The 25,979-nt window shown below is 65.1% G+C and carries 26 protein-coding genes; 8 read left to right on the top strand and 18 right to left on the bottom strand.

The window, feature by feature from the left end; translation table 11 throughout:
- Positions 1–10: 10 nt before the first annotated feature.
- Positions 11–463 carry a GNAT family N-acetyltransferase gene (locus tag JOE66_RS00315; protein ID WP_205106188.1) on the bottom strand — a complete coding sequence of 151 codons (453 nt, stop codon included), beginning with the start codon at positions 461–463 and terminating at the stop codon, positions 11–13.
- 43 nt (positions 464–506) lie between these two features.
- Here JOE66_RS00315 and JOE66_RS00310 point away from each other — a divergent pair, with 43 nt between their 5' ends.
- Positions 507–1,016 (top strand): GNAT family N-acetyltransferase, encoded by a 510-nt coding sequence (locus JOE66_RS00310; RefSeq protein WP_307826974.1) that lies wholly within the window; start codon positions 507–509, stop codon positions 1,014–1,016.
- Here JOE66_RS00310 and JOE66_RS00305 read toward each other — a convergent pair.
- Positions 973–1,635, bottom strand: coding sequence for a TetR/AcrR family transcriptional regulator (locus tag JOE66_RS00305; protein WP_205106187.1), 663 nt, complete (start codon positions 1,633–1,635; stop codon positions 973–975). The two genes, JOE66_RS00310 and JOE66_RS00305, sit on opposite strands and share 44 nt — an antisense overlap.
- Positions 1,636–1,759: 124 nt before the next feature.
- On the opposite strand from JOE66_RS00305, the gene JOE66_RS00300 reads away from it, so the two are divergent.
- On the top strand, positions 1,760–2,335 hold the full coding sequence (locus JOE66_RS00300) for an NAD(P)H-dependent oxidoreductase (RefSeq protein WP_205106186.1): 576 nt from the start codon (positions 1,760–1,762) through the stop codon (positions 2,333–2,335).
- A 198-nt stretch (positions 2,336–2,533) separates the two neighbouring features.
- The gene (locus JOE66_RS00295) at positions 2,534–5,005 is read left to right on the top strand and encodes a phosphoketolase family protein (RefSeq protein WP_205106185.1); all 2,472 of its coding nucleotides are present in this window, start codon (positions 2,534–2,536) and stop codon (positions 5,003–5,005) included.
- An 82-nt stretch (positions 5,006–5,087) separates the two neighbouring features.
- Here the strand turns inward: JOE66_RS00295 and JOE66_RS00290 are convergent, their stop codons facing one another.
- Positions 5,088–6,488, bottom strand: coding sequence for an MFS transporter (locus JOE66_RS00290; protein WP_205106184.1), 1,401 nt, complete (start codon positions 6,486–6,488; stop codon positions 5,088–5,090).
- Between the two features lie 64 nt (positions 6,489–6,552).
- Between JOE66_RS00290 and JOE66_RS00285 the strand changes: the two genes are divergently transcribed.
- Positions 6,553–7,071, top strand: a complete 519-nt coding sequence (locus JOE66_RS00285) for an SRPBCC family protein (protein ID WP_205106183.1) — start codon at positions 6,553–6,555, stop codon at positions 7,069–7,071.
- Positions 7,064–7,747, top strand: a complete 684-nt coding sequence (locus JOE66_RS00280; RefSeq protein WP_205106182.1) for a dienelactone hydrolase family protein — start codon at positions 7,064–7,066, stop codon at positions 7,745–7,747. The genes JOE66_RS00285 and JOE66_RS00280 overlap by 8 nt, the downstream gene beginning before the upstream one ends.
- Positions 7,748–7,768: 21 nt before the next feature.
- Here the strand turns inward: JOE66_RS00280 and JOE66_RS00275 are convergent, their stop codons facing one another.
- Positions 7,769–8,293, bottom strand: a complete 525-nt coding sequence (locus JOE66_RS00275) for a DinB family protein (RefSeq protein ID WP_205106181.1) — start codon at positions 8,291–8,293, stop codon at positions 7,769–7,771.
- 54 nt (positions 8,294–8,347) lie between these two features.
- On the opposite strand from JOE66_RS00275, the gene JOE66_RS00270 reads away from it, so the two are divergent.
- Positions 8,348–9,073: an alpha/beta fold hydrolase gene (locus JOE66_RS00270; RefSeq protein ID WP_205106180.1), complete on the top strand. Its 726-nt coding sequence runs from the start codon at positions 8,348–8,350 to the stop codon at positions 9,071–9,073.
- 92 nt (positions 9,074–9,165) lie between these two features.
- Here the strand turns inward: JOE66_RS00270 and JOE66_RS00265 are convergent, their stop codons facing one another.
- From JOE66_RS00265 to JOE66_RS00200, 14 genes are all read right to left on the bottom strand, one after another.
- Positions 9,166–10,449, bottom strand: a complete 1,284-nt coding sequence (locus JOE66_RS00265; protein ID WP_205106179.1) for an ATP-dependent DNA helicase — start codon at positions 10,447–10,449, stop codon at positions 9,166–9,168.
- A 58-nt stretch (positions 10,450–10,507) separates the two neighbouring features.
- Positions 10,508–12,466: a bifunctional copper resistance protein CopD/cytochrome c oxidase assembly protein gene (locus JOE66_RS00260; protein ID WP_205106178.1), complete on the bottom strand. Its 1,959-nt coding sequence runs from the start codon at positions 12,464–12,466 to the stop codon at positions 10,508–10,510.
- A 186-nt stretch (positions 12,467–12,652) separates the two neighbouring features.
- Positions 12,653–12,940: an HU family DNA-binding protein gene (locus JOE66_RS00255; RefSeq protein ID WP_205106177.1), complete on the bottom strand. Its 288-nt coding sequence runs from the start codon at positions 12,938–12,940 to the stop codon at positions 12,653–12,655.
- Between the two features lie 205 nt (positions 12,941–13,145).
- Entirely contained in the window at positions 13,146–13,451 is a 306-nt protein-coding gene (rpsN, locus tag JOE66_RS00250; protein ID WP_205106176.1) for a 30S ribosomal protein S14, read from the bottom strand.
- Positions 13,452–13,454: 3 nt separating this feature from the next.
- Positions 13,455–13,622: a 50S ribosomal protein L33 gene (gene rpmG, locus JOE66_RS00245; protein WP_136640251.1), complete on the bottom strand. Its 168-nt coding sequence runs from the start codon at positions 13,620–13,622 to the stop codon at positions 13,455–13,457.
- Positions 13,622–13,858, bottom strand: a complete 237-nt coding sequence (gene rpmB / locus JOE66_RS00240) for a 50S ribosomal protein L28 (RefSeq protein WP_205106175.1) — start codon at positions 13,856–13,858, stop codon at positions 13,622–13,624. The genes rpmG and rpmB overlap by 1 nt, the downstream gene beginning before the upstream one ends.
- 129 nt (positions 13,859–13,987) lie before the next feature.
- Positions 13,988–14,398 (bottom strand): Fur family transcriptional regulator, encoded by a 411-nt coding sequence (locus JOE66_RS00235; RefSeq protein ID WP_205106174.1) that lies wholly within the window; start codon positions 14,396–14,398, stop codon positions 13,988–13,990.
- Positions 14,399–14,450: 52 nt separating this feature from the next.
- Positions 14,451–15,332: a metal ABC transporter permease gene (locus JOE66_RS00230; RefSeq protein WP_205106173.1), complete on the bottom strand. Its 882-nt coding sequence runs from the start codon at positions 15,330–15,332 to the stop codon at positions 14,451–14,453.
- Positions 15,329–16,282, bottom strand: a complete 954-nt coding sequence (locus tag JOE66_RS00225; RefSeq protein WP_205106172.1) for a metal ABC transporter ATP-binding protein — start codon at positions 16,280–16,282, stop codon at positions 15,329–15,331. The genes JOE66_RS00230 and JOE66_RS00225 overlap by 4 nt, the downstream gene beginning before the upstream one ends.
- A 34-nt stretch (positions 16,283–16,316) precedes the next feature.
- Positions 16,317–17,282 carry a metal ABC transporter solute-binding protein, Zn/Mn family gene (locus JOE66_RS00220; RefSeq protein WP_205106171.1) on the bottom strand — a complete coding sequence of 322 codons (966 nt, stop codon included), beginning with the start codon at positions 17,280–17,282 and terminating at the stop codon, positions 16,317–16,319.
- 165 nt (positions 17,283–17,447) lie between these two features.
- On the bottom strand, positions 17,448–18,941 hold the full coding sequence (locus JOE66_RS00215) for a dihydrolipoamide acetyltransferase family protein (protein WP_205106170.1): 1,494 nt from the start codon (positions 18,939–18,941) through the stop codon (positions 17,448–17,450).
- Positions 18,942–18,981: 40 nt separating this feature from the next.
- Entirely contained in the window at positions 18,982–19,968 is a 987-nt protein-coding gene (locus JOE66_RS00210; RefSeq protein ID WP_239518160.1) for an alpha-ketoacid dehydrogenase subunit beta, read from the bottom strand.
- Complete coding sequence (locus JOE66_RS00205) at positions 19,968–21,089, bottom strand: thiamine pyrophosphate-dependent dehydrogenase E1 component subunit alpha (RefSeq protein ID WP_205106169.1); 1,122 nt, start codon at positions 21,087–21,089, stop codon at positions 19,968–19,970. The genes JOE66_RS00210 and JOE66_RS00205 overlap by 1 nt, the downstream gene beginning before the upstream one ends.
- A 35-nt stretch (positions 21,090–21,124) precedes the next feature.
- A complete protein-coding gene (locus JOE66_RS00200; RefSeq protein WP_205106168.1) occupies positions 21,125–22,231 on the bottom strand; it encodes a histidinol-phosphate transaminase in 1,107 nt (368 codons plus the stop codon).
- Positions 22,232–22,382: 151 nt separating this feature from the next.
- Here JOE66_RS00200 and JOE66_RS00195 point away from each other — a divergent pair, with 151 nt between their 5' ends.
- Together JOE66_RS00195 and JOE66_RS00190 are read left to right on the top strand one after the other, a co-directional pair.
- Positions 22,383–24,689: a glycosyltransferase gene (locus tag JOE66_RS00195; protein ID WP_205106167.1), complete on the top strand. Its 2,307-nt coding sequence runs from the start codon at positions 22,383–22,385 to the stop codon at positions 24,687–24,689.
- Positions 24,686–25,978 carry a glycosyltransferase gene (locus JOE66_RS00190; protein ID WP_205106166.1) on the top strand — a complete coding sequence of 431 codons (1,293 nt, stop codon included), beginning with the start codon at positions 24,686–24,688 and terminating at the stop codon, positions 25,976–25,978. Before JOE66_RS00195 ends, JOE66_RS00190 begins: the two co-directional genes overlap by 4 nt.
- Position 25,979 lies beyond the last annotated feature (1 nt).

The raw sequence follows: 25,979 nt of genomic DNA, 5'->3' as shown, positions 1-25,979 counted from the left end.
ATCCGGTGGATCAGAGATCACGCCCGAAGAACAGCGAAGTCGCAGAGTCCACGTAGTGGCCGAAGGCTGCCGCACGGGTGTAGCCCTCGCGCTGGTAGAACCGCACCGCGTCGGGTTGCGCAGGGCCGGTCTCAAGCAGCAGGCGTGTGATTCCCCGGGCGACGGCTTCGCTCTCGAGGCGGTGCAGAAGGAGGGTGGAGGCACCGGTTCCCCGTGCGGCGGCCACCACGAACATCCTCTTGATCTCTGCGGTGCCGTCGCCGAGCAACCGCAGGGCGCCACAACCGATCGCTTCGCCCGACGTGTCTCTCGCAATCAGGAAGACGGCGATGTCGTCTGCCGTCGGTTTCACACCGGGCTCGGTGTCTGCGCCGTAGCGGGTGTCGAGTTCGGTTCGTTGGGCTGCACGCAGCTTCACTCCGTCGGGATCACTCCACGCTGTCACTTCGATCGTCACTGTCACAGGTCAATTGTCTCCTCATTCTGCGCCGCGTACCCTTGGGAGGGTGAGCACGCCGAATATCGCCATCCGCAGCACGACTGAGGCCGACTGGCTGCGGGTCAGAGCGCTGAGGCTCGAGATGCTTGCCGACACCCCGCTGGCCTTCGGTGAGACCCTCGCCTCGGCGCTCGAGCTCGACGACGGTGCCTGGCGGGCACGCGCCCGACGGGGCGAAGCGCCCACCGGCACCGCGCTGGTCGCCACGGATGAGAACGCGGGCGCCCTGTGGGTGGGCTCCATGGGGGGTTACCTCGACAGCGTCGGGCCAATGCTGGTCGGGGTCTACGTGACTCCCGAGTACCGCGGTAGGGCCGCCGGCGTCACCGATCTCCTGCTGAAGGCGGTCGAGGAGTGGGCGCGAAGCGAGTCAGACAGCCTGACTCTGCACGTGCACTCAGAGAATCCACGCGCTATCGCCGCCTACACCAAGCGGGGCTACCGGCCAACAGGCCAACTGTTCCCGTACATCCTCAATCCTCATCAGCACGAGCTGGAGATGCGCAAGCAGCTGTGATGCAGAGCACGAGCTGCTCCCACCCGTCCGCGAGCCGGGTCATCTCGATGTTCTGCGTTCGGTTCTCGTAGAGCACGAGTGTCGCGTCGAGCATCGAGATCAGGTTGAGGGCAAACACGGGAACATCACCGTCGAATCCCGCCTGGCGAAGCAGCATGCTGACATGCATCAACCCGGCACCGCGGGCGGGGGAGGAGTAGCGGTCATCGGGCCGCTCTTCGGCGGCCCGCAGCAGGTCTCCCTGCAGCGAGAGCAACTCGAGTCGCTGGCGCCCGAAGGCGACGAGACGGATGATCGGCTCTGCTCCCGGCCCGAGTGGCGGTGGCCCGGCAAGGAACCCGCGCTGGAACTCGGTCTCGATCTCATTGAGCAGCTGGAGCAGGAGCCCGCTGCGTGACCCGAAGCGACGAAAGATCGTGCCCTTGCCAAGGTGGGCTTCACGGGCGAGCCTGTCCATGGTGAGCGCATCGACACCCTCGGAGTCAACGATCCGGCGGGCGACCTCGAGAAGTTGCGCACGATTGCGCTGGGCATCCGCCCGTTCGCGCGGCACACGCGAAGCCGCAACAGGGCCCGGAGGCGGGCTCTCAGATGCGAGGAGGTTGTCGCGGGCATCCATTCTCGGACTTTAGCACGGAGGGAATAAACGGACCGTGGTCCGGTTGAACTGGATGATGGGCCGCGCTGTCCGCGTTCGCTGGCTCACCACACCTCCCCTCTCGATCTACCCTCTTGGAGAAGAAATGACTGACACTTCCATTCTCGTTCTCGTCGGCAGCCTGCGCGCCGGCTCGACCAACCGCCAGCTCGCTGAGGCAGCGATCGGCGTGGCACCCGAAGGCGTGGCGCTCACCATCTTCGAAGGACTCTCCGACCTCCCGTTCTACAACGAGGACATCGACGTCGAGGGTTCCGTTCCCGCCGCGGCCGCGGCCTACCGCGCAGCCGTCGCCGCGGCTGACGCCGTGCTCGTGGTCACCCCCGAGCACAACGGAACGATCCCGGCTGTGCTCAAGAATGCCATCGACTGGGCTTCGCGGCCCTACGGCGCCAGCCCGATCTCGGGCAAGCCGGTGGCAGCCATCGGCAGTGCCTTCGGCCAGTTCGGCGGGGTTTGGGCCCACGACGAGACCCGCAAGTCGTTCGGGATCGCCGGTGCAACCGTGCTCGAAGAGATCAAGCTGTCCGTTCCCGGGTCGATGGTGCGTTTCGCCGAGATCCACCCGAAAGACGACGCCGAGGTGTCGGCCCAGCTTGCCGCAGTCGTGCGCGATGTCGTCGCCGCCGTGTCAGAGGCATCGACAGTAGCCGCGGCGTAGGGAACTCCTCCCGCACAATCACGGCCCGGCACCGGTTCTCCACAGAATCGTTGCCGGGCCGTTCTGTTCAGCGAATATCGGGCAACCTCGGTGTGAACGGGTCATAAGACCCTGTACCGCGCACAGGCCCCGTGCCTAGGGTGGGTGAAGAGAGCGAACCCCGTCGGGCATTCGCCCGGAAAGAGAGCTGCGCAGCCCATGACCAGTGAATCCAGCAACGCACCGTGGCCGAGCCTCGAACCCGTGAAACTCGAGGGCGAAGAGCTCCAACGGGTGAATGCCTGGTGGAGGGCTGCGAACTACCTCTCGATCGGCCAGATCTACCTGCTGCGAAACCCGTTGCTGCGCGAGCCGCTCAGCCGCGACGACATCAAACCCAGGTTGCTGGGCCACTGGGGTACCACCCCGGGGCTGAACTTCGTCTACGCCCACCTCAACCGCATCATCCAGCAGCGCGAGCAGGCCACGCTCTACATCGCCGGCCCCGGCCACGGTGGCCCGGGAATGGTGGCGAACGCGTACCTCGAGGGCACCTATTCCGAGGTGTACGCGCCCATCCAGCAGAATGAGGAAGGGCTTCGGCGGTTGTTTCGCCAGTTCTCGTTCCCCGGTGGCATACCGAGTCACCACGCGCCAGAGACTCCCGGCTCCATCCACGAGGGCGGTGAACTCGGGTACTCGTTGTCGCACGCCTACGGTGCCGCCTTCGACAACCCCGACTTGCTCGTGGCCTGCGTCATCGGCGACGGCGAAGCAGAGACCGGCCCGCTGGCCACCAGCTGGCACTCGAACAAGTTCCTCAACGCTGCGGAAGACGGTGTCGTCCTGCCGATCCTGCATCTGAACGGGTACAAGATCGCGAACCCCACTGTTCTGGCGCGCATCCCCGAAGACGAGTTGCTCGACCTCATGCGGGGCTACGGGCACAACCCGCACCTCGTCTCGGGCGGTTTCGACGGAGAAGACCCACTGCTGGTGCACCAGCGCATGGCAGAGACGCTCGACGAGGTCCTCAACGAGATCGCCGAGATCAAGCGCCAGGCCAGGGAAGGTACGCTCGACGGCACGGCCCGCTGGCCGATGATCATCCTCCGCACTCCCAAGGGCTGGACGTGCCCCGCAGAGATCGACGGCCTGCCGGTCCAGAACACCTGGCGCGCACACCAGGTGCCGCTCGCCAACGCACGTGACACCGAGGCGCACACGCGCATCCTCGAAGACTGGCTGAAGAAGTACAAGCCTGAAGAACTGTTCGACGACGCTGGCGCCCTCGTGCCGTTCGTCGCAGAGCTCGCCCCCGCCGGAGATCTCCGCATGAGCGCAACACCTTTTGCGAACGGAGGGCTCCTCCGCCGCGAGCTGGACCTGCCGGACTTCCGCGACTTCGGAGTGGAGGTTCCTTCGCCAGGAGCAACAGAAGACTCCGCAACGAAGGTGCTCGGCGACTGGCTGGCCCAGGTCATCGTGAAGAACCCCGACAACTTCCGTATCTTCGGCCCAGACGAGACCGCCTCGAATCGACTTCAGGGCGTGTATGCGGCGACAGACAAGCAGTGGAACTCCGCGATCTGGCCGATCGATGAGCATCTCGCACGAGCCGGTCGGGTCATGGAGGTCCTGTCCGAACACCAGTGTGAAGGCTGGCTGGAGGGGTATCTCCTCACTGGGCGGCATGGGCTGTTCAACTGCTACGAGGCCTTCATCCACATCATCGACTCCATGGCGAACCAGCACGCCAAGTGGCTGAAGGTGTCGAACGAGATCCCGTGGAGGCGATCGATCTCATCTCTCAACTACCTGCTCTCGTCCCACGTGTGGCGCCAGGATCACAACGGCTTCAGCCACCAGGACCCGGGGTTCATCGACCACATGGTCAACAAGAAGGCCGACGTCGTGCGGGTCTACCTGCCCATCGACGCCAACACCCTGCTGTCGACCTATGACCACTGCCTGAGGTCTGTCGACTACATGAATGTGGTTGTCGCCGGCAAGCAACCCGCTCCCAACTGGCTCACCATGCCAGAGGCCGTCGCTCACTGCACCAGGGGCCTCGGAATCTGGGACTGGGCCGGCACAGAGACACCGGGCACGGAGCCTGACGTCGTTCTCGCCTGCGCCGGAGATGTTCCGACTCTCGAAGCTCTCGCTGCAGCCTCCATTCTTCGCGAACACCTGCCGAACCTCGCCGTGCGCGTGGTCAATGTCATCGACCTCATGCGGCTGCAGTCGGAGTCCGAGCATCCGCACGGTCTCTCCGACAGTGAGTTCAATACCATCTTCACCACGACCAAGCCGGTCGTCTTCGCGTATCACGGTTATCCGACTCTGATCCACCGTCTCACCTATCGCCGGGCCGGGCACGCGAACATCCACGTTCGTGGGTACAACGAAGAGGGCACCACGACCACGCCGTTCGACATGGTCATGCTCAACAGCCTCGACCGGTTCCATCTCGTGATCGACGTTCTCGACCGCGTTCCGGGCCTGGCGGTGCGCGCGGCATCCCTCCGTCAACAGATGCAGGATGCACGTATGCGTGCGCGGGCATATACCCGGGCTCACGGGGAAGACAGCCCCGAAGTCACGGGGTGGCAGTGGGCGGGCACCGACGGCCGTGGCGCCGTTCTCGCCGCTTCACGCGTAGAAGACACCGGTGGAGACAATGTGTGATCCGAACCGAGGTAGGCGGCTCGGCGCTTGGGGTGTGCGGGAAGGATGCGCCGCACACCGAAGCCCGATCTGACTCTGCCGATCAGCGACTGCCGGTCAACGAATTGCCGGCGCCCACACGGGATGAGGTCGAACGATCTCGGAGGGCGCGGCCTACTCCGACCATCCCGACGATGACAGCCGCCGCCGCGGCAACCCAGAAGGCATCCATAACCGACCCGGCATCGATCACAATGCCGGTGAGCGCGCCGCTCACCGTCGCGCCGGCCGCCATACCGATCGAGGGCCAGGTGAGGGCCTCCGTCAGGCGGCCTTCCGGTGCGCGTGCGGCGATGAAGGACGTGCCGGAGATGAGCACCGGCGTCGTCACGAGCCCTGCCACAACGACGACTCCCGCAAGTACAGCCGGGTCACGAACCAGAAGCAGGCTGGGCACGACGATCGCGTATGCGACGGTAGAAACCACCACCCGCGTTGTCGGCCGCCACAGGGCACTGAGGGGTCCGAAGGCGAAGGCAGCGACGACACTGCCGACCGACAGGACGGCAAGCGTCACGCCGGTGAGCCACGGTTGCCCCGCCTCACGCCCGACACCGACAGCCGCCAGGTCGATGGCGGTGAAGACAGCCCCGACACCAGCGAAGACGGGCAGGATGCTGAGCACTCCGGCAGGCGGATACCAGGCGGTGCGGGGGCGACTGGGTGCGGCAGCGGCATCTCCGGGCTTTCTCGATTCTCTAACGGCCACCGACGGCGTCGTCGACCGCTGCAGCCACAACCAGAGGCCACCGACGATCGACACTGCAAAGGCGGCTGCGAAACCCGAGATCGGCCCTGCGGTCGCGGCGATCACGACAACGGCCGGCGGCCCGATCACGAAGACGAGTTCGTCACTCACCGACTCCAGCGCCAGCGAGGTGTGCCTTCCCGGTTCATCGAAGACCACGGTGCGCCACCGGGAACGAACGAGCGAACCCACGTCGATAGACGAAGCACCCAGCACGAAGGCGGCGACGAACCAGGTCCAGATGGGAGCGGCAGCAAGCACGAGAGAGACCAGTGCTGCAGCCGCGACCGCTGCAGCGGCAAGACTGAATGGCAGGACCAGGCGCTGGCCCCGGGCATCCACTGCGCGTGCCCAGAGCGGGCCGCCGACGGCGATACCCAGGATGATGGCGCCCGAGACCGCACCCGACAGGGCGAAGCTGCCGGAGAAGGCGGCAACGAGCAGAATGGTGGCCACTCCGGCGGTCGAGCGCGACACCCGGCCCAGCCACCCGGCGAGCACGAAGCTGCGAGCGCCGGGAACCCGCAGAATGTCGGCGTACGAACCGAAGAAGCGAATCGCCGTCGGACGAGATCGTGGTTGTGAAGCGGGGCCACGAGAGGAGGCGGGTGCCGAACCGGCAGACACGATACGAGAACCCCACTGGCCGAATCCGAAGGCAGGAACGGCCCTGCCCGCCGCTCGGAACGACACCATCAGTTTATCGCGGCCACGAAGTAGAGTGAGAGAACGATTCCAGCCTCGGCGGAGAGACCACGCTATGACACAACCGTTGGTGATGTTCACCGTCGTCGGAGTGAGTTTCTCAGCTCCCTCGGTAGCCTTCGACATCGTCGTTCCCCGGGACGACAGCACGCTCTTCACCGGGTACGCAAAAGTGCTCCCGGCCGTGGTCGGCCTGTCCGACTTCAGCGGGCCATATGACACCGCTGGCGCGTCGCGCACGGTGCACCTCTCCGACGGCGGCACGTTCCGCGAGACGATTGTGCGCTACGAGCGCCCCGCAGGCGAACACGCGACCGGCCACTTCGACTACGACGTCGACCAGTTCACCGGCCTGCTCAGTTCGCTGGTCTCCGACGCGACAGCGAGATGGAGCTATGCCCCTGGCAGCGCCGGTCGCACTCACATCACCTGGACGTATGGGTACCGGCCTCTGCCAGGCAGGGCCTTCATCGTCGAACACATCATCGGGCCCCTCTGGCTTCGGTATATGAAGAAGGGAATGAAGGCCGTACTGCAGGCGATCGTCACCGAGCGAGTGGATGCTCGTGGCTGAGTTCATCACGATCCCTTCGCCCGGCTGGCCGCTCGAATTCGGTACAGAGGGCAACCCTTCCGTCGTGCTCGTGCATGACCGTTATGGGCGACTTCCGTACCTCGAGTCCTATGCCACCGCTCTCGCCAGCCGTGGTCTCTTCGTGACGGTTCCCGACCTCTTCAACGGAGTGGCCACCATCGACGACTCCGGCGCAGACGAACTCAGCCGAGACCTGGACCTCGGGTTCGCGCTCGGAGCCCTCGATGACGCCGTCGAAATCGGCAGGGCACGCGCGCTGGCCAGGGATCTGCGCTCAGACAAGGATTCCGACGTCTCGAAGGTGGGTCTGATCGGGTTCGAGCTCGGCGGCTGGGTGGGTCTCCGGCTGGCCCAATCGGGCAACCTCGACGCCATAGCCGTCTACAGCGCCGGACTGGGTGACGACGAGGCCGGCATCATCCCCTGCCCGGTGCTCCTCAACTATTCTGAACGCGGCAGGTGGGGCACAGGAGACGAGCCCGACAGGTTCGTCAGCCGCCTCAAAGAGATGGGAACACCCGTCACCCGGCACACCTATGCGGCAACCTCAGACATCTTCGCGAACGCAACGCTCATCGAACGCCTCGACAAGAATGCCGCCGCATTGGCGTTCGCGCGAACGACTTCGTTTCTGCAGGAGCAGCTCGGCGACTGACCGGGCCGCGGTGCCGTCAGGTCACTCGCCGGCCCCGACATCGTGCAGGTGGTGGGTCGGGTCATGGATGAAGTATCGCGTCAGGCTGTCGACCGTGAACACCGACCCGTCGCCGCGACGGCCCGTGCGCTGCCACGCGTCTCCGGGAATCGCGTCGATGTCATCGGCGATCGCGAGGCCCGCACTGACGAGGTCGGCAGAAACCGCCTCTGGTAGCTGTTCGTTGTATCGCGACTCCAGCGCCGTGGCGTCCTGGTCCCAGTCAGCGAATGCCGGGTCGTCCTCAGCCAGCATGAGTGCGAGCCGAATGCGGAACAGCCGGAAGACATCGCGCACGTGCGCCGCGTACTCCAGGGCAGACCAGGTGTCGGCATTCGGCCGCTCGGCCACGTCGGGCCGCGCCAGCACGTCCGGCCACCGGGCGACGTTCGCGCGCGTCAGCTCGGCAACTGCAGCTGCCGGGGTCTTCGAAGAATCGAAACCGCACTCCGGGCACTCTCGTTCGAGAACCCACGTCCAGTTCTTGGTGTCAGGAACAATAGCCATGCGGTGATTCTAGGCACCTTTCGGTGTCGCCGAGGGACACGTACCCTCGATGCTATGAACATTGTTCTCGTTCCCGGATTCTGGCTGGGCGACTGGTCGTGGAAACCGATCACCGACAAGCTCACGCAGGCCGGGCACACGGTGCACGCGCTGACCCTGCCCGGTCTCGAGTCTGACGACGAGCCACGCGGCCACGTGAGTTTCGACGACCACGTTCGTGCCATCACCGATGAGATCGACAGCATCGCCGATGCCAGCGAAGATGAGATCGGCGATACCGACATCGTGCTGGTCGGGCACAGCGGTGGTGGGCCGCTGATCTATGCGGCAACCGACCGCAGACCCTCGCTTGTGGCACGCGACATCTACGTCGACTCCGGTCCGCTGGCCGACGGTTCGGCGATCAATCCGAACATTCCCGCGGTCGATGGGGAGTGCCCACTCCCGCCCTGGGACTTCTTCGATGCTGACGAACTCGCTGAACTCACTCCCGAGATGCTCAACGAGTTCCGCACTCGCGCTGTACCCGAGCCGGCAGCAGTCACTTCTGACCTGGTGGTGCTCAGTGACGACCAGCGCCGTCTCGATGTTCCCGCGACCGTGATCACCTCCACGTTCTCCTCAACGGACCTGCGCGAAGCGATGCACGCCGGTCACCCGTACTTCGCGGAGCTCGCCCGGGTGAGAGACGTGACTGTCGTCGACCTTCCCACGGGCCACTGGCCGCAGTTCTCGCGGCCGGCCGAGCTCGCTGAGGCGATCCTCGCCGCACTGCGCTGACTCAAGCGAGCACTTACTCAAGCGGGCGCTGGCTCAGGCGGGCGCTGGCTGAGGCGCGCAGTGATTCGGGCGAGCAGTGACGGGTCCTGTTCTCAGGAATGTGTTCCCGCCGGCGGTGGGCGGTGCATGAATCGCTGCACGTCCCGATCCACGATGATGTCGGCGGGCCGAAGCGGCCTGGTCAGGTAGAGTCCCTCGAGCGAAGTGAGACGGCTCAGGGCGACATAGGTCTGCCCGGAACTGAAGACCCTGGTGCCCAGGTCGACGATCGCAGAGTCGTACGACTTGCCCTGCGACTTGTGGATGGTGACCGCCCAGGCCAGGCGAAGAGGGAACTGGGTGAACTCACCGACCACGTCCTTGGTGAGTTGCTTGTTCGCGGGTGAATACGAGTACTTGAACTTCTCCCAGCTCACGGGCTCCACCTCGTGGACTTCGCCGTCGACTTCGACCCAGACCGAACCCGCGATCTTCGTGACAGTGCCGACAGTGCCGTTCACCCAGCGCTGGTCGGCGTCATTGCGCAGGAACATGACCTGCGCGCCTGTCTTGAGCTCGAGGCTCTCTTCTGCCGGGTAGGCGCGGCCGCCGAAGTCTCCCGAGATCTCGGCCTTCGCGGTCTTGACGGCACCGGAAAGTCTCTTGAGCGCAGCGGCATTGATTCGGTTCACCGAGTCGTTGCGGGTGGCCAGCGTGATGGTTCCGTCGGCGGGCGGCGTTCGTGCGCCCGCGCCGTTCAGGGCATCCGCGATCTCTTTCGTCACCATGCCGTGGCGAACCGCATTGAGCATGAACTTGAAGTCGTCATCGTGCTGGCGGTGGATCTCGGTGAGTTCGACGATGGTCAGGGGAGCTTCGGCCCACACCTTCGCGTCGAAGAACCACATCGACGGATAGTGGTCGGCGAAGTATGCGCGCTCGTCTGAATCGCCGGGGACGGGAGCGAGTTGGTATGGGTCGCCGAAGAGCACGACCTGCACGCCACCGAACGATTCCAGTGGGCGTTGCCTGGCCTGCCTGAGGCTGCGGTCGATGGCATCCATGAGATCGGCATTGACCATCGACACCTCGTCGATCACCAGGGTGTCGATCGTGTTGAGCACCTTGCGCACATCGCCACTCTGCTCGATGTCATGGTCGGCGATCACGCCGATCGGCAGGCGAAGCAGCGAATGGATGGTCTGGCCACCCACATTCAGGGCCGCGACGCCGGTCGGGGCAGAGATCACCAACTGCTTCTCGGTATTCCACGACAGGTGGTTGAGAAGCGTCGACTTGCCGGTGCCTGCCCGACCGGTCACGAAGACGTGCTTCTTCGTTCCCTCGATGAGTTCGTAGACGCGCTGCTGTTCGGCCGACAAGGTGGGCCCGCTCATTCGGGTCGTCCCGGTGACTCGTCTCCGCGGGTGCAGCTGGCACAGGAGGCTGGCCTGTTCACCGGGACCTGCCCAGTCGTTCGAGCATGGCGTTGTAGTCGTTCAATTCGGCGTCGTTCGTACGGTCTGCTGTGCGATCGAGCCGCTTCGTCTCTTTCGTATCGCTCCGACCCCACTGGATGGCCACCACAATGGCCAGGATGATGGTGGGGATCTCGCCGATGCTCCACGCAATGCCGCCACCGGTCTGTTGGTCGACGATCGCACTGGCGCCCCAGGTGCGACCCATCGATCCGTACCAATCGGCCAGCAACAGGCCTGAGCCCGTCATGAGCGTGAGCCCGAAGAAGGCGTGGAACGCCATGGTGGCCAGAAGCAGCAGGAGTCGGAATGGGTACGGGAGGCGGTACGGTACGGGGTCGACGCCGATGAGCGCCTGGGCGAAGAGGTACCCCACGATCAGGAAGTGCACGATCATCCACTCGTGGCCGATGTGGTCGACGGTGGCCCAGCGGAAGAGTGGCGTGTAGTAGAAGGTGAGCAGACTGGTCGCGAACAGTATCGCCGCGACGATCGGATTCGAGACGAAGGTGCCGAATCTCGAGTGCACCGCCAGCAGGATCCATTCCCGTGCTCCACGGGTTTCATCGGTGCGTTTGTGAATAGCTCGAAGTGCCAGCGTGACGGGGCCAGCGGAGACCAGGAAGATGGGAATCATCATCGCCAGGATCATATGGCCGAGCATGTGCACGCTGAAGAGATACTTCTCGTACACGTTCATGAAACCGTTCGTGACAAACAACAACAGCAGCATGCCGAGCACCCAGAACACCGTGCGATGAACGGGCCAGCTGTCGCCGCGGCGACGCAGGCGCCAGACTCCGGCGAGGTAGAAGAAGATGCCGAATGCGCAGACAAGCACCCAGAGCAGGTCGAAGTTCCACTGGCCGAGCGCCGTGCCCGCAGAGAGTTCAGGGGGAAGGGGCTCACCCGTGAGGATCTGGGCCGGTGTGAGCGTTGTCGGTACCGTCTCGGGGATCGGCGTGGCAGTGCGGGCGAGTGCCACTGCAACACCGGATGCGACGCCCATGAACACCAGCTCGGCGATCACGATCTGCCAGAAGGCAGCGCGACCCTGGGAGGCAGACAAGCGACGGATGAGAAGTCGTCGGTACAGCGCACCGATCAGGCCCAGAACGACGAGCGCAACGACCTTCACCACCACGAGGATGCCGTAGGGCGTGAGCAGCCGGTCGAGAGAACCAACACGCAGTTCGGCGCTCACGTAGCCGGACGCCGCCACCACGACGAAACACACGAGCGCGACGCTGGAGTAGCGCGAGACGACGTCGACCAGCCTGGCATTGTCAAGCTGCTTCGACAGAAGGGCCAGCGTGAGCAGCCCTCCGAGCCACACAGCCGAGAAGACCAGGTGCAGGAACAGGGCGGTGATCGCTGCGTCGTGGCCGTCTGCCCCGGCCGCATGCCCCTGCTGGGCCATCGGTACCAGCGCCACGACGGCGAGTAGCCCGACGAAGACGAGCGCCGTGAGATTGCGGACGGCAAAGCAGAGTACCGTGACGGCGGCCGCGATGAGGGTGGTTTCGAGCCACGCCTGGCCGAGCGGAACAGAGATGAGGAACTGCCCGAGAATCTGGCCGAACTTCGAATCGATACTGGCTGACGCCGAGGTCACATTGAGAAAGCTCAGAAACCCGGTGAGGGCGGCAGAAACCGTGAGGAGTGCGGCACCGGCTGCCGCGACATCCATGGCCCGCGTGAATTCGGGCTTGGACGAACGCAGCGCAAAGACCGCGAGAAGGAGTGCACCGATGGTGAGGGAGGCGCTGAGGTTCACGAGCAGGGTTGCCATGGGCAACCCGAAGCGGACGAGCGGCCCCGGGTCTTCGAGCAGCTGCGCGGTTGCACCGCCTCCGTATTCGAGACCGAGAACGAGCACGACGAAAGCCACAACGACGAGCACTGCCGGCCCGGCTATTCGAACGACTTTCGGCACCTGTCAACCCTACGACAGCGCGCCTGTGAAGCCCGCCGGGTGAGGCAGGCCTGTGCAGAACTTCGTGGCTGAGCGATGTGTGCACAGGCATCGTGCAGGCCAGGGGATGCTCGGTACCCACGAAAAACGAGGAGCCAGGCCTAAGCCTGACCCCTCGTTCACGAGTGGTTCGAAAGGAAATCGAAATTACTTGACGGCGGCCTTCAGCTTGCTGCCAGCGCTGATCTTGACCGAGTTGCCTGCGGCGATCTGAATTGCCTCACCCGTCTGGGGGTTGCGACCGGTGCGAGCTGCGCGCGACGTGCGCTCAACGGCGATCCACCCGGGAATGGTGACCTTGACGCCGTTCGACACCGAGTCGGCGAGGGTCGCGAACAGTGAGTCGAGAACCTCGTTAACGGAGGTCTGAGTCTGGCCCGAAGCGGCGGCGACTGCTGCGACGAGCTCGGTCTTGTTGAGTGACTTATCAGCCATTTAGTGTCCTCCTCGGACCATCCTGCTGCGGAAGGCAGCAATTCTGTTGTATCGGTTGCGTGAGCAATTATCACCCAGCGCACAGTGTTTCTCTAGGCAGTGCGCAAAGCCAACCGGTGGTGTAGGCAACCCCGAGGGGCCGCTCGCACACCGGCTGCAGAGAGCCGCGGCCCACGAGGGTCGCGGCGAACTCTGCGAGGGTAACCTACCAGCTTGACTTCGTGATGCCCGGCAATTCGCCGCGGTGCGCCATTTCACGGAAGCGAACGCGCGAGATGCCGAAGTTGCTGAGGTGACCGCGAGGGCGGCCGTCGACAGCGTCACGGTTGCGAACGCGGACCGGCGACGCGTCACGAGGAAGCTTCTGGAGGCCGACGCGAGCTGCCTCGCGTGACTCGTCCGTGCCGTTGACGTCGACGAGAGCCTTCTTCAGCTCGAGGCGCTTGGTTGCGTAGCGGGCCACGATGACCTTGCGCTGCTCGTTCTTTGCGATCTTGCTTGTCTTAGCCATGTGTTACCGCTCCTCTCTAAAGTCGACGTGCTTGCGGATGACCGGGTCGTACTTCTTCAGCACGAGGCGGTCGGGGTCGTTGCGGCGGTTCTTGCGGGTCACATAGGTGTACCCGGTACCGGCGGTCGAACGGAGCTTGATGATCGGACGGACATCTTGTGCTTTAGCCATTAGATCTTCACCCCACGCGACAACAGGTCTTTCACAACGGATTCGATACCGCGAGCATCAATGACCTTGATGCCCTTGGCAGAAAGGGTCAGGTTCACGTTGCGCCGGAGCGACGGAACGTAGTAGGTCTTCTTCTGTACATTCGGGTCGAAACGACGCTTGGTGCGTCGGTGCGAGTGCGAAATGTTGTGCCCGAAGCCGGGAACGGCTCCAGTCACCTGGCACACTGCGGCCATGACTTTCCTCCAATTACCGTAGAGCGGATGCTCTACCCAAGTTCTCTTGTCGGCACGCCCGAACCCCGCAGAAGTTCCCGGAAAGGGTGCACTAGGGGGAGATGGCGTACATGTGAGCGGAGATACCACTCAACCAGCGTCCAAGCCTACGTGAAGGGGCTCAGCTGCGCAAGTCGAGCAGTACCCGAACACATCCACCACATGCTCTGCCTGGCTGAATCCGTGATGAGACGCGATCTTCTTCGCCCAGGCCTCCACAGCGTCTGCTTCGATTTCTATCGTGAGGCCGCAACTGCGGCAGATCAGGTGGTGGTGATGCCCGACCGAGCAGGCGCGATACAGACTCTCGCCCTCCGGGGACTGCAACGAATCGGCCTCACCCTCGCTGGCGAGGTCACTCAGGGCACGGTAGACCGTAGCGAGCCCGATGTGCGAACCTGCGCTCTTCAGGCTCGAGTGCAGGTTCTGCGCGCTCACGAAACCCGTCTGCGAACCGAGAGCACTGCGCACAGCTTCTCGTTGCCAGGTGTTCCGTTGCATGGATCGGCCTCTCCCCTCACAGGCCTGCGGGAAGGCCCAATTGTGCACAATGTTAGCTTCGCGCTGTCACCAGATCGGTGGAGCGCCCAGTATTGCCTCGTCGCGCCCTGACCGCGGCGACGATCCTGCACACGACATAGATGAGAAAGGAGAGCGTCGTCACGTAGGGGCTGATCGGCAGCGAACCCCCCAGAGCAAGCATGATGCCGCCAACCAGCGAGAACACCGCGAAGACCGTGCTCAGCAGCGGCACAACGATCGGCGACGACGACACCCTCAGCGCTGCAGCTGCCGGTGTCACCAGAATGGAGAGAACGAGCAAGGAACCCACGATCTGAACCGAGACAGCCACCGCAAGACCCAGGAGCAACATGAAATACAGGGACAGAAAACGCGTGGGCACTCCCCGGGCAGCGGCCACCTCCGGATCGATACTCGCGAACGTGAGCGGGCGCCAGACCACCATCAATCCGGCTACAACCACGATGGAGATAGCGACCAGCGAATTCAGTCGCGGGTCGTCGACCGCGACGATCTGGCCGGTGAGCAGGCCGAACTTGTTGGCAGACCTCCCCGGGTACAGGGCCAGGCACAGAATGCCGAGGCCAAGACCGAACGGCATCAAGACGGCGATGATCGAATTGCGATCCCGCGCCCGCGCCCCGAGCACGCCGATCAGTGCCGCAGCCACCAGCGAACCGACGATCGAACCCTCGACGACGCCCACCCCGAAGAGAAGCCCCGCAGACGCCCCGGCGAACGAGAGCTCGCTGATGCCGTGCACAGCGAAGGCCATGTCCCGTGACATGACGAAGACCCCGATCAACCCGCCGACCACCCCCAGCACTGCACCCGCGATCAGGGAATTCTGCAGGAGCACCAGCAACTCGCCGTAGTTGCTGAAGTTGAAGATCGCAGACCACCAGTCGTTCATGATCGCACTCCGAACGGGCTCTCGCCTTGTGCGGAAGAGTCGCCCGCTCCGCCGACAGCCGGGTACTGTCCCGACTGGGTCTGGTCGGTGCCCCGGGCGTGGCTGGCGCCTCGGGCGTGCTCGTTGCTGTGGTGGGACAGGTCTCCGCCGTCGTGGCTGTGCGCTCCGTCGGGTGTGCCCACCACAACGACCCGGCCGTGCGAGCGGAACACGTCCACGGGCGATCCGTAGAGCTCCGAGAGCACCGACGAGCGCAGCACCTCGTCGGGGGTCCCGATCCGGAAGGCACCCCCGGCCAGGTACAGAACGCGGTCGACCATGTCGAGCACGGGATTGATGTCGTGCGTCACGAAGAGAACACCGAGGTTCCGCTCCCGGCGCTGCGTGTCGATGAGCTCACTCACCGCTCGCTGGTACTTCAGGTCGAGCGAGAGAAGTGGCTCATCGCAGAGCAACAGGCGCGGGTCGCCCGCCAGCGACTGGCCGATCCTCAGGCGTTGCTGCTCGCCGCCCGACAGGGTGGATACCGGCACGTTCGCATACGAAGAAGCACCGACCGACGCCAGAATCGCGTCGACGGCCTCACGGCGCCGCCGCGAGGGCAGCGGCAGACCGTAGCGATGCCCAGTGAGACCCAGGGCAACCAGGTCCCTCGCCCGGAGCGGCGTGCCGTCATCGGCCAGTCGCTGCTGCGGCACATAGCCGATCTGACGGTCGCCGCGACGAATCGGTTCACCCAGGAACGATGCTTCACCCTCGCTGAGGCGCTGTTGGCCGAGAATGACCTTGAGCAGGCTCGTCTTACCGGAACCGTTCGAACCGATCACCGCGATGAACTCCCCGGCCCTCACGTCGAGGTCGAGACCGCTCCACAGTGTGCGACCCCCGAAAGTCAGCCCGGCATTGTGCAGGCTCAGTACTACCGGATGCCCGGCTGACCAGTCGCGCATCCCTTCCCCACCCTCCAACGGCATCGACGACCCCCTACCTGGCAAGCGCCGTTGAGAGGGCAGCAAGGGTATCGGCCATCCACCCGGCGTACGTCGAGCCGACTGGCAGCGTTTCGGTGACGGGCACCGTCGATGCCCCGGCTGCGATGGCAGATGCCCGCACCGCATCGGTCTGCGGGCCGACGGTCTGCGAGTTGTAGACGAACAACTTCACGCCGCCCGTCGTGAAGAGAGCCTCGGTTTCGGCGACGACGTCGGGTGCAGCATCCGTGCCACCCTCGACTGCCGCGCTGAACTTCTCTGGCGTGACATTCACCAGGCCGATCGCGTCGAGCATGTACAACGGCACCGGCTCAGTGATGGCGACAAGGGTGCCGGCATAGCTGCCCTTCAGCTGCACCTCCGTTGCTTCGAGGGCGGCGAGCTTCTGGCTGAACTCCGTGGCGTTCGCCGAGAACGTGGCGGAATCGGCCGGCGCAAGGGCGGTCATCCGGACGACCAGCTCATCGGCGAGCTTCGAGATGGTCGGAATGTCGTACCAGAGGTGCTCGTTGAACGACCCGTTCGCGGGCTGTTGGTCTTTGCCCGAGATGGCCGCCGCGTTCAGCACCACCACGTCGGGATTCCTGGCGCTGGCCACCATGGCATCGAGAAAGTCGTCGTAGCCACCGCCGTTCTCGACGACGATGTCGGCCTTGGAGACCGCGAGCTGGTTCTGCGCGTCGGCGGTGAACTCGTGCGGGTCTTTCGACGGGTCGGTGATGATCGACGTCACCGTGACGGCAGCGCCGCCGATCTGGGCGGCGATGTCACCGTAGACATCTGTCGACGCGACGATGGAGATCGTCGAACTGCCGCCCGCCACCGCGCCGGAGCCAGTGGGCGCTGCCGCACTGCTGGCGCACCCGGAGAGGAGAGCGACCGATGCAGCTGCAGCGAGCACCCCTACCAGGCGCAGCAGGGGCGCCGAAGAGCGCGGATCAGAACGGGTGCGGCTCATGATGAGGCAATCTAAGGAGAGAGGCGGACGCACCGAACAGTGCATCCGTCATCGATCGTACGGCTTATTGATAATGATTGTCAAAAGCAACAAGCCGATCGCGGTGCACCACTGCACACGAGTGCCAGCCAACGGATCGGTCAACCCGTCACTCTCAGCTCCACCTCAGTCGAGCAGGAGCGCCGGCTCCTCCACGATCGCTGCCACATCGGCCAGGAACCTGCTCGCCACGTCTCCGTCGACCACTCGGTGGTCGAAACTCGCCCCGAGGGTCGTCACGAACCGGGGGCGCACTTCGCCGTCGACGACCCACGGCCGCTGCTTGATGGTTCCGAGGGCGATGATCGCCACCTCCCCGGGGTTCAGGATCGGCGTGCCGGTGTCCATACCGAACACACCGATGTTCGTGATGGTGATGGTGCCGTCAGCCATGTCGGCAGGGCTGGTCCGCCCCTCGCGTGCCGTTAGTGTGAGACTCTCGAGCGCACCAGCGAGCTGGAGCAGCGTCATCGACTGGGCCTCTTTGACATTCGGTACCAGCAGTCCGCGTGGCGTGGCCGCGGCGACCCCCAGGTTCACGTAGTTGCGAACGATGATCTCTTTGTCGGTCCACGCCGAATTCACCATCGGGTTGCGACGCACAGCCCAGATGATCGCCTTGGCGATGATGAGCAGCGGCGAGACCTTGACTCCGGCGAAGTCGGCCGACGTCTTCAACCGCTTCACGAACTCCATGGTGCGCGTCGCATCGACGTCGACGAACAGGCTGACGTGCGGCGCGGTGAACGCGCTCGCCACCATGGACTTCGCAATGTGCTTGCGCACTCCCTTGACGGGAATACGCTCCTCGCGTTCGTCTGCCCACTGTGGAGTCTCGATGTTGTGGAACACCTTCGCCTGCGAGGCGTGGCGAATCACGTCGTCGCGCGTGATGTCGCCGATCGGGCCCGTCGGCGTCACCTCGGTCAGGATGACATCGAGATCCTTGGCCAGCTTGCGGATCGGCGGCTTCGCAATGACCGGCAGCCCGGTGATTGCGGGCGAGGAGTGACCGACCGGCCTCGTCGCGACCGGGGTGGCCGCCGTCGCTGAAGCCGCGGCTGCGGAGGGCGCGGGCGAAGCGGCCCCGGCCGTCGCAGGTGGCCGGGGCCCGGTCGATGCCGGACTCCCGCCGACAGGGGCACCACCTCCCACAGCATTGCCCGCACCACTCACCCCGCGCGGCCGGCGCCTGCTCGAAACGTGACCTTTCGTGCCGTACCCCACCAGCACAGCACCTGGCGCCTCGTCGTTCGACACCGTCGATGCGGCGTCTGAGACTGATTGTGCAACATCGGCATCGACGGCCGACGCTGGGACCGGTGCCACAGTGGCCGAAACTTCCGGAGCACCTGCTGCTGGCCCCACCGACCCAGCATCAGTGCCGAAGACACGGATGATCGGCGCGCCAACCTCGACGGTGGTGCCCTCGAGCACCAGCAGTTCACGCACGACACCCTCGTACGGTGACGGCAGCTCTACGAGCGACTTCGCCGTCTCGATCTCGACGATCACCTGGTTGATCTCGATGGTGTCGCCCGGTTTCACGCGCCACGACACGATTTCGGCCTCGGTCAGGCCCTCACCGACGTCGGGCAGATGAAACAGGGATTCACTCATGTCAGCTCCTTGTGATTCTTGCAGTCATCTGACGACGTCATCAGAATGCCAGTGCGCGATCGACCGCTTCGAGCACCCTGTCGGCGTCGGGCAGATAGAGCCCTTCGACCTTCGATGAAGGGTACGGAGTGTCGAACCCCGAAACCCGCAGCACGGGAGCTTCGAGCGAGTAGAACGCCCTCTCGGCGACCGTCGCTGCGATCTCCGAACCGACGCTCACGTTGCCGGGGGCCTCCTGGCAGACGACGAGCCGGCCGGTCTTCTCGACGGAAGCGAGAATCGGCGCGTAGTCGATCGGGCTGAGCGACCGGAGGTCGATGACCTCGACGCTGATGCCCTCGTCTCCCGCCACCTGTGCCGCCTGGAGCAGCACGGAGACCATGGCTCCGTGCCCGACGACCGTCACGTCGGTGCCGACACGAACGACACGGCTGGCGTGGAGCTTCGCAGCGCTGGAGGTGAAGTCGACGGGGCCCTTGGGCCAGTATCTGCTCTTCGGTTCGAAGAAGAGCACGGGGTCGTTCGAGGCGATCGCCTCCTGGATCATCCAGTACGCATCGTTCGGAGTACTCGGGCTGACGACCCGGAGCCCGGCCGTGTGAGCGAAGTAGGCTTCCGGGCTCTCCTGGTGATGTTCCACGGCACCGATGTGCCCGCCGTAGGGCACACGGATGACGACCGGCATCGCCACTGAGCCGCTGGTGCGGTTCGTCATCTTTGCCAACTGCGTCGTGATCTGGTCGAACCCGGGGAAGATGAACCCGTCGAACTGGATCTCGCAGACAGGCCGATACCCGCGCATTGCGAGTCCGACCGCCGTGCCGATGATCCCTGATTCTGCGAGGGGCGTGTCGAGCACACGTTTGGCGCCGAATTCGGCCTGCAAGCCCTCAGTGACGCGGAACACCCCGCCGAGAGTACCGATGTCCTCGCCCATGAGAAGCACACGATCATCCGCAGCCAGGGCCGCACGCAGGCCGGCGTTCAGGGCCTTCGCCATGGGCATCTCTTCGAGTGTTGCGGGCATCAGGCACCTTCGTTCAGCGAGGATTCGTAGGCTTCGAGCCAGGCCTTCTGCTCCGCCGGCACCGGGTGCGGTTCGGAGTACACCGTGTCGAAGATGCTCGCGAGCGAGGGCGGGCCGAGCTCGAGGGTGCGGTGCCTGAGGTCTGCCGCAAAATCGTCGGCCTCTGCACCGACCTCGGAGAAGAACGCGTCGTCGGCGCCGCGTGAACGCAGGTACGAGGCGAACCGGATGATCGGATCCCTCGCGACCCAGTACGCCAGTTGCTCTGGCGTCTGGTACCGGGTGGGGTCGTCGCTGGTCGTGTGCGCGCCGATGCGATAGGTGACCGCCTCGATGAGCGAGGGGCCGAGGCCGGAGCGGGCGTCGTCGAGGTGCTTGCGCGTCGCTGCGAAGCTCGCGAGTACGTCGTTTCCGTCGATCTGCACGCTGGGTACACCGAATCCCCTCGAGCGCAGATAGAGCGGAATCCGTGACTGCGTGGAGACCGGCACCGAGATGGCCCACTGGTTGTTCTGCAGGAAGAAGACCTGTGGCGTCTGGTTGCTGGCGGCGAAGACGAATGCCTCACTGACATCTCCCTGGCTCGTCGAACCATCGCCGAAATAGGTCATCACCGCGGTGTCGACAGAGGTGTCGCCGGTGCCGACCAGGCCGTCGAAGGCCACGCCCATTGCGTAGCCTGTGGCGTGCAGAGTCTGCGAGCCGATCACGAGGGTGTAGTTGCGAAAGTTGCCGTTGGCGGGGTCGTTGGGGTCCCAGCCGCCCAGGCTCACCCCACGCATCACCTTCACGATGTCGACGATGTCGATACCCCGGACCAGGGCGACCCCGTGTTCGCGATAGCTAGGGAAGAGAACGTCCTGGGGGCGCGAGGCGCGGGCAGAACCCACTTGTGCGGCCTCCTGGCCGTGACTCGGGGGCCAGAGGCCCATCTGCCCCTGGCGCTGCAGGTTGGTGCACTCCTCGTCGAACCGGCGGGTGATCGCCATGTCCCGATAGAACTGGCGATAGTCGTCCTCGCCCAGCGATTCCAGGTACGGAAGGTACGGTTCGGCCGCAGCGCTCGGGGCGAATTCACCGTCGATCGTAAGAAACTGCACCGTCGGCGAATCTTCTGCCACCTGGTTACCTCGTACTTCTGTGTGTGGGCCGGCCTCTAACGTATCGGCTCCGCTGCGCGCCGCTTTGAGAGGTTCTGAACAATCTCTTCGGTTGAAGAAAGGAGTTTACCTACAGACTCGGACTCACCGATCGAGATCCGGATTCCCTCCGGGTGGAATGGCCTCGCCATGATTCCATTGCTGGTCAGGATTTCGGCGGCCTCGGCCGTGTAGTCGCCCGTGTCCAGCCAGACGAAGTTGCCCTGGGGTTCTGGCACCTGCCAGCCCTGGGCAATGAGCCCCTGCCAGATCGTGCTTCGCAGGGCGGAGATGTGCGCGACGCGCTCCAGGAGTTCTGTTTCGTGGTCGAGCGAGGCGATCGCTGCAACCTGGGCATGGTGGGTCACGGCCAGGGGGATGCTCGCACTCCGGGCCGCGTCGATCACCGCTGTGGGGCCGATTCCGTATCCGATGCGGAGGCCCGCGAGCCCGTATGCCTTCGAGAATGTGCGAAGCACGAGGAGGTTCGGGTAGATGCCCAGCAGGTCCATGCCGTTGACGGCTTCTGGATCGGTGACGAACTCGGCGTAGGCCTCGTCGAGCACTACGAGGAGGTCGGAAGGCACCCGTGCCATGAAGGCCGCGAATTCGCCCTTGGTGACGATGGTGCTCGTCGGATTGTTCGGCGTACAGACGATCACGAGCCTCGTGCGCGTGGTGATGGCGTCTGCCATGGCAGACAGGTCGTGCGAGTGATCGGGTCGGTTGGGAACCTTGACACTCGTTGCACCGCTCATCGCCGGCAGCAGCGGGTACGCCTCGAACGAGCGCCAGGAGTACACCACCTCGTCGCCAGCACCTGCGGCAGCCGTGACAAGCTGGGCGAGCACCGCCACAGAACCTGCCCCGACGATGACCTGCTCGAGGGGAACACCGTGCCGCGCAGCCAGTCGAGCCGAGAGCTCGGGAGCGAACCCGTTGGGGTACCGGTGCATCACGGCCGTCGCCGCCTGCGTGGCCTGCAGCACCCCGGGAAGCGGGTCGAAGGGATTCTCATTGGAAGAGAGTTTGAACCCACCCTCGACCGTCTTTCCCTGGCGGTATGCCGGGAGGGCGACGATTTCAGGGCGCAGTCTCACCGCGGGAACATCGGGGGCGCTCATCCTGACAGTGTATTTGATTGCCCGCACGCAGGCCCTGTTGGTGGCCCGGAATGTCAAGCCCTGCGAATGACCAGCCTGTGCACAGCTGACTCCCACTAGCGTGGGAGTGTTTCACCGAGCCCAGCCATCAGATTTGAGAGTCGCCCCAGCCATGACCATCGATTCGGCACTGTTGAAGTTGCATGAGACACCCTTCCTGCTCGATGCGATGCGGTACGCCGACGAGTTCGCGGCCTCGGCCGACCGGTTCGGGGACGCCTCGATCGCGTCACTGGTCGAGATCATCTCCGATGGTTCCGATGCTCTCGCCGCGATCACGGCAGTGCACGCCCTCGCGCGGATCTACGACGATGAAGCCGAGATAGCCCTGTCGAACCTGCTCTCGAGCGAACATGCATTCCTTCGTGAACACGCCGCCTGGGCCTTCTGGAGCAGGCTCCCGCGACTCGACGCCATCTCCAGGCTGGTGGCGGGCATCATCTCCGGAGGGTTCACCGGCGCGCTTTCGCAGCGCACGCTCCAGCAATGGGCCACCTCCACCCCCGATCACATCGCCCTCGCCATCGAGGGTTCGCTCGCCTCTGAGTCCGAGCCAGGTGCCAGGGCCCGCCTTGCAGAGACCCTGGGGCTCATCCCGGGTCGCGTGGCGGGCCGGGCGCTGGCTTTTCTTGCGGCAGACGACACCGAGCACCTGGTGGTCCGTGTCGCAGCCATGGCCGCGCTGGGAGACCGAAACAGCGAGAATGCGGCCCTGCGGGTGGTCCAGGAGTTCGCCGAGACATCGGGTGAGCTCGGAGACGTCGCACGCCTCGCTGCCTACGACATCGAACTGTCACTGAACCCGCCCCTCAGGCCCCGGATGACAGGGCGAAGGCCGTCGTTCGGGCTCGCCGACCTCGGAGGACGTCCGCGCCAGGGGCTCACGGTGGCCCAGCTGTTCCTGCACGCGGACATCGATCGCGGTCTCACCCGGGCAGGTGCCGGCGACAACGGAGGCATCGCGACCCTTCTGGTGAGACTCGGAGATTCGCTCGCCAGAGAAGAAGCCATCGGCCGCGTCATCACCATGTCGCGGGGATCCGCCGCCGCCGCCCTGGCGGCCCTTCCCGGAGTCAGTCACGATCTCGCCGCCGAGAACGCGGCCCTCCTCCCCAGCTCAGACAACCAGAACCCCGCCGGCCAACACCTCTTGGTTCCGATTCCGCTGCTCGCACCGCCGACATCGTCGGCGACCGCCTGGCCGACCCGCATCGCAGCGGAGCGAGGCATCCGTCGCGCCCTGCTGGCTCTCGGGCCGGTCGACGTGCTGCACCTGCGTATGGCCGATGTCGGGAGTATGGCGGCGGCCACCGTCGCCGAACGTCTCGGCATCCCGGTCGTCTTCACTCTTGCCCCCGATCCGCATGGCGTCATCCACGCCCTCGACATGTCCGGGGCACTGACACGTGCCTCCTTCGGCGATGTCGATGAGCACGAGCACTACTGGTTCAGAACCCGACTGGTGCAGCGCCTGTCCCTCCAGGCCGCTCACATCGTGCTCTTCCCCCGGCCTGACCTTCCCGTCGCCTTGAGCGAGCTTCTCGGAGTCGACATCCAGGCCGATCCCGAGCGCTACACGGTCGTACCAGAGGGCATCGACGTCTCGGTCATCGAGTCAGCCCTCTCTGAGGCCCGGAACACCGGGGCGGGGGCCGCGTTCACCCAGCTCGACGACCTCATCGCGGCCCTTCCCCCGCGCCGTCACGGGCTGCCGATCGCCCTGAGCGTCGGCCGGCTGCACCACGTCAAAGGCATGGCGACCATCGTCGAGGCCTGGGCGAGTGACCCGCAGCTTCGCGCACAGAGCAATCTCGTCATCGTCGGCGGTGACCTGGCCCATCCCTCGACAGACGAACAGGGTCAGCTCGACCGCATCGCGGCAACGCTCGACGCCCACCCCGAGGCCCGCGACGGTCTCGTACTCGCCGGGCACCAGCCCAACGACGTCGTCGCGCGGTGGCTCGCGGCCGTGCGGCTCGGCCGTCCCGGCCTCATCGGAGCCCACGGCGTCTATGTCTGCGGCAGCCTCAAAGAGGAATTCGGAATCGCCCTGCTCGAGGCCCTCGCCGCCGGGCTCGTGGTCCTGGCGCCCGATGGCGGCGGGCCGGCGACCTATGTGCACCGGGGGGTGACCGGAGTACTCGTCGACACCAAGTCGGCCACGGGCATCCGCCTCGGAATGCATGAGGCGTTCGCTCTCGCGCACGTGCCCGATCCGGATGCCCGGCCGTCGGTACCCCGGCTCGATGACGCTGGGGCGACCGCAGAGAGCGCAGCCGACGCTGCCCGGATCAACGAAGCCCAGCAGCTGATCTCCGGCAGTTTCACGGTGGACGCCATGGCACACGCGCTCACGGGCGTCTACACCGGAGTCGCCGAACGGTCGCTCCGCCCGCTGCACTCCGAGTTCGCCCTGTGACGCTCCTCGTCATCAGCCCGGACTACGCCTCACACCTCCTACCGCTCGCCACGCTGGCAACGGCCTGGCGCGACGCCGGCGAGGACGTGGTCGTCGCCACGGGCCCCGCCACTGCGTCGATCGTGGAGAGTTTCGGTTTCTCGCGCGTCAACCTCCAACTGGGGCGCGGTTCCAACCCCGGTGTCATCAGGGCCGAAGACCAACCGAAGGGTGAAGACGAAGCCCTCCGCGGATTCTTCGAGGCCACGCGCGTCTCGCTCGTGGAGACCCTGCGCTTCCAGGCCAATGCGCGCAGCAGTGACCTTCTCTGGAACCCCGTCGGGACCGCCAGGGCCGTGCAGGCCGTCGTCGAACAGGTGCAACCCGACCAGATCATCGTCGACCATCTTGCCTTCGGCGCCAGGCTGGGGCTCGCAGCTGCACGGATTCCGTATGGCGACGTCGTGCTCGGGCATCCGACCGCCCTTCCTGTCGGCGACGAAGTGTATGGGTACCCGCCGTCCTGGCCCGATGTCTTCACACCCGACAGCGTCGAGCTCGCGGGTCTCCGAAGTCTCTGCGAGCACATTCGCGACGACTTCACCGCCCAGTGGAACAGCGCCCTCGCCGAACTGCGCCCCGGCGCCGAACCGTCGGTGGATGCGTTCGCGGAGCACGGCGAACTGCTGCTCTTCAACTATCCAGAAGCCCTGCACACAGCGGAACGCACCGCCCTGCTGCCGCCACACGCCTTTCTGGGCTCCTCCGTTCGCTCGGAGCCCCTCGAGGATGACGTCCAGGCGTGGCTCGCCTCGAGTGCAGTGCCGGTGGTCTACGTCAGCTTCGGCAGCTTCCTGTCGGTGCGCAGCGACGTGCTGAGGCGAGTTGCGGATGCCCTGCGAACCCTTCCCGTCAGAGTCGCCCTCGCCGTGGGGTCCGCCGACCGCGCTACGCTCGGCGAACTGCCGGCCTCCTGGCTGGTGCGCGACTTCCTGCCGCAGGTCCGGCTTCTGGAGCACTCGGCACTGGCGGTCACGCACGGCGGCAACAACTCGGTCACCGAGGCAGCCACGGCCGGCGTGCCGATGCTCGTACTGCCCTTCTCGACCGACCAGTTCGCGGGTGCTTCGTCGATCGAATCTGCTGGCCTCGGCGAATCGCTCGACCCGAATGCCGCCACGGCAGACGACATCAGGCAGGCCGTCGTGCGCATCCTCGCTTCTTCGGCGCCGGACACGGCGGCGAACCTCGGCCAGAACCTCCGTGCCATGCCCGGAAGAGATGTCGCGCGGGCGAGTTTACTGGGATAGT

This window comes from Subtercola frigoramans (assembly GCF_016907385.1).
In the GTDB taxonomy this organism is placed as follows: domain Bacteria; phylum Actinomycetota; class Actinomycetes; order Actinomycetales; family Microbacteriaceae; genus Subtercola; species Subtercola frigoramans.
The sequence above is the reverse complement of the archived record's forward strand: the minus strand, read 5'-3'. Positions and strand labels throughout refer to the sequence as shown.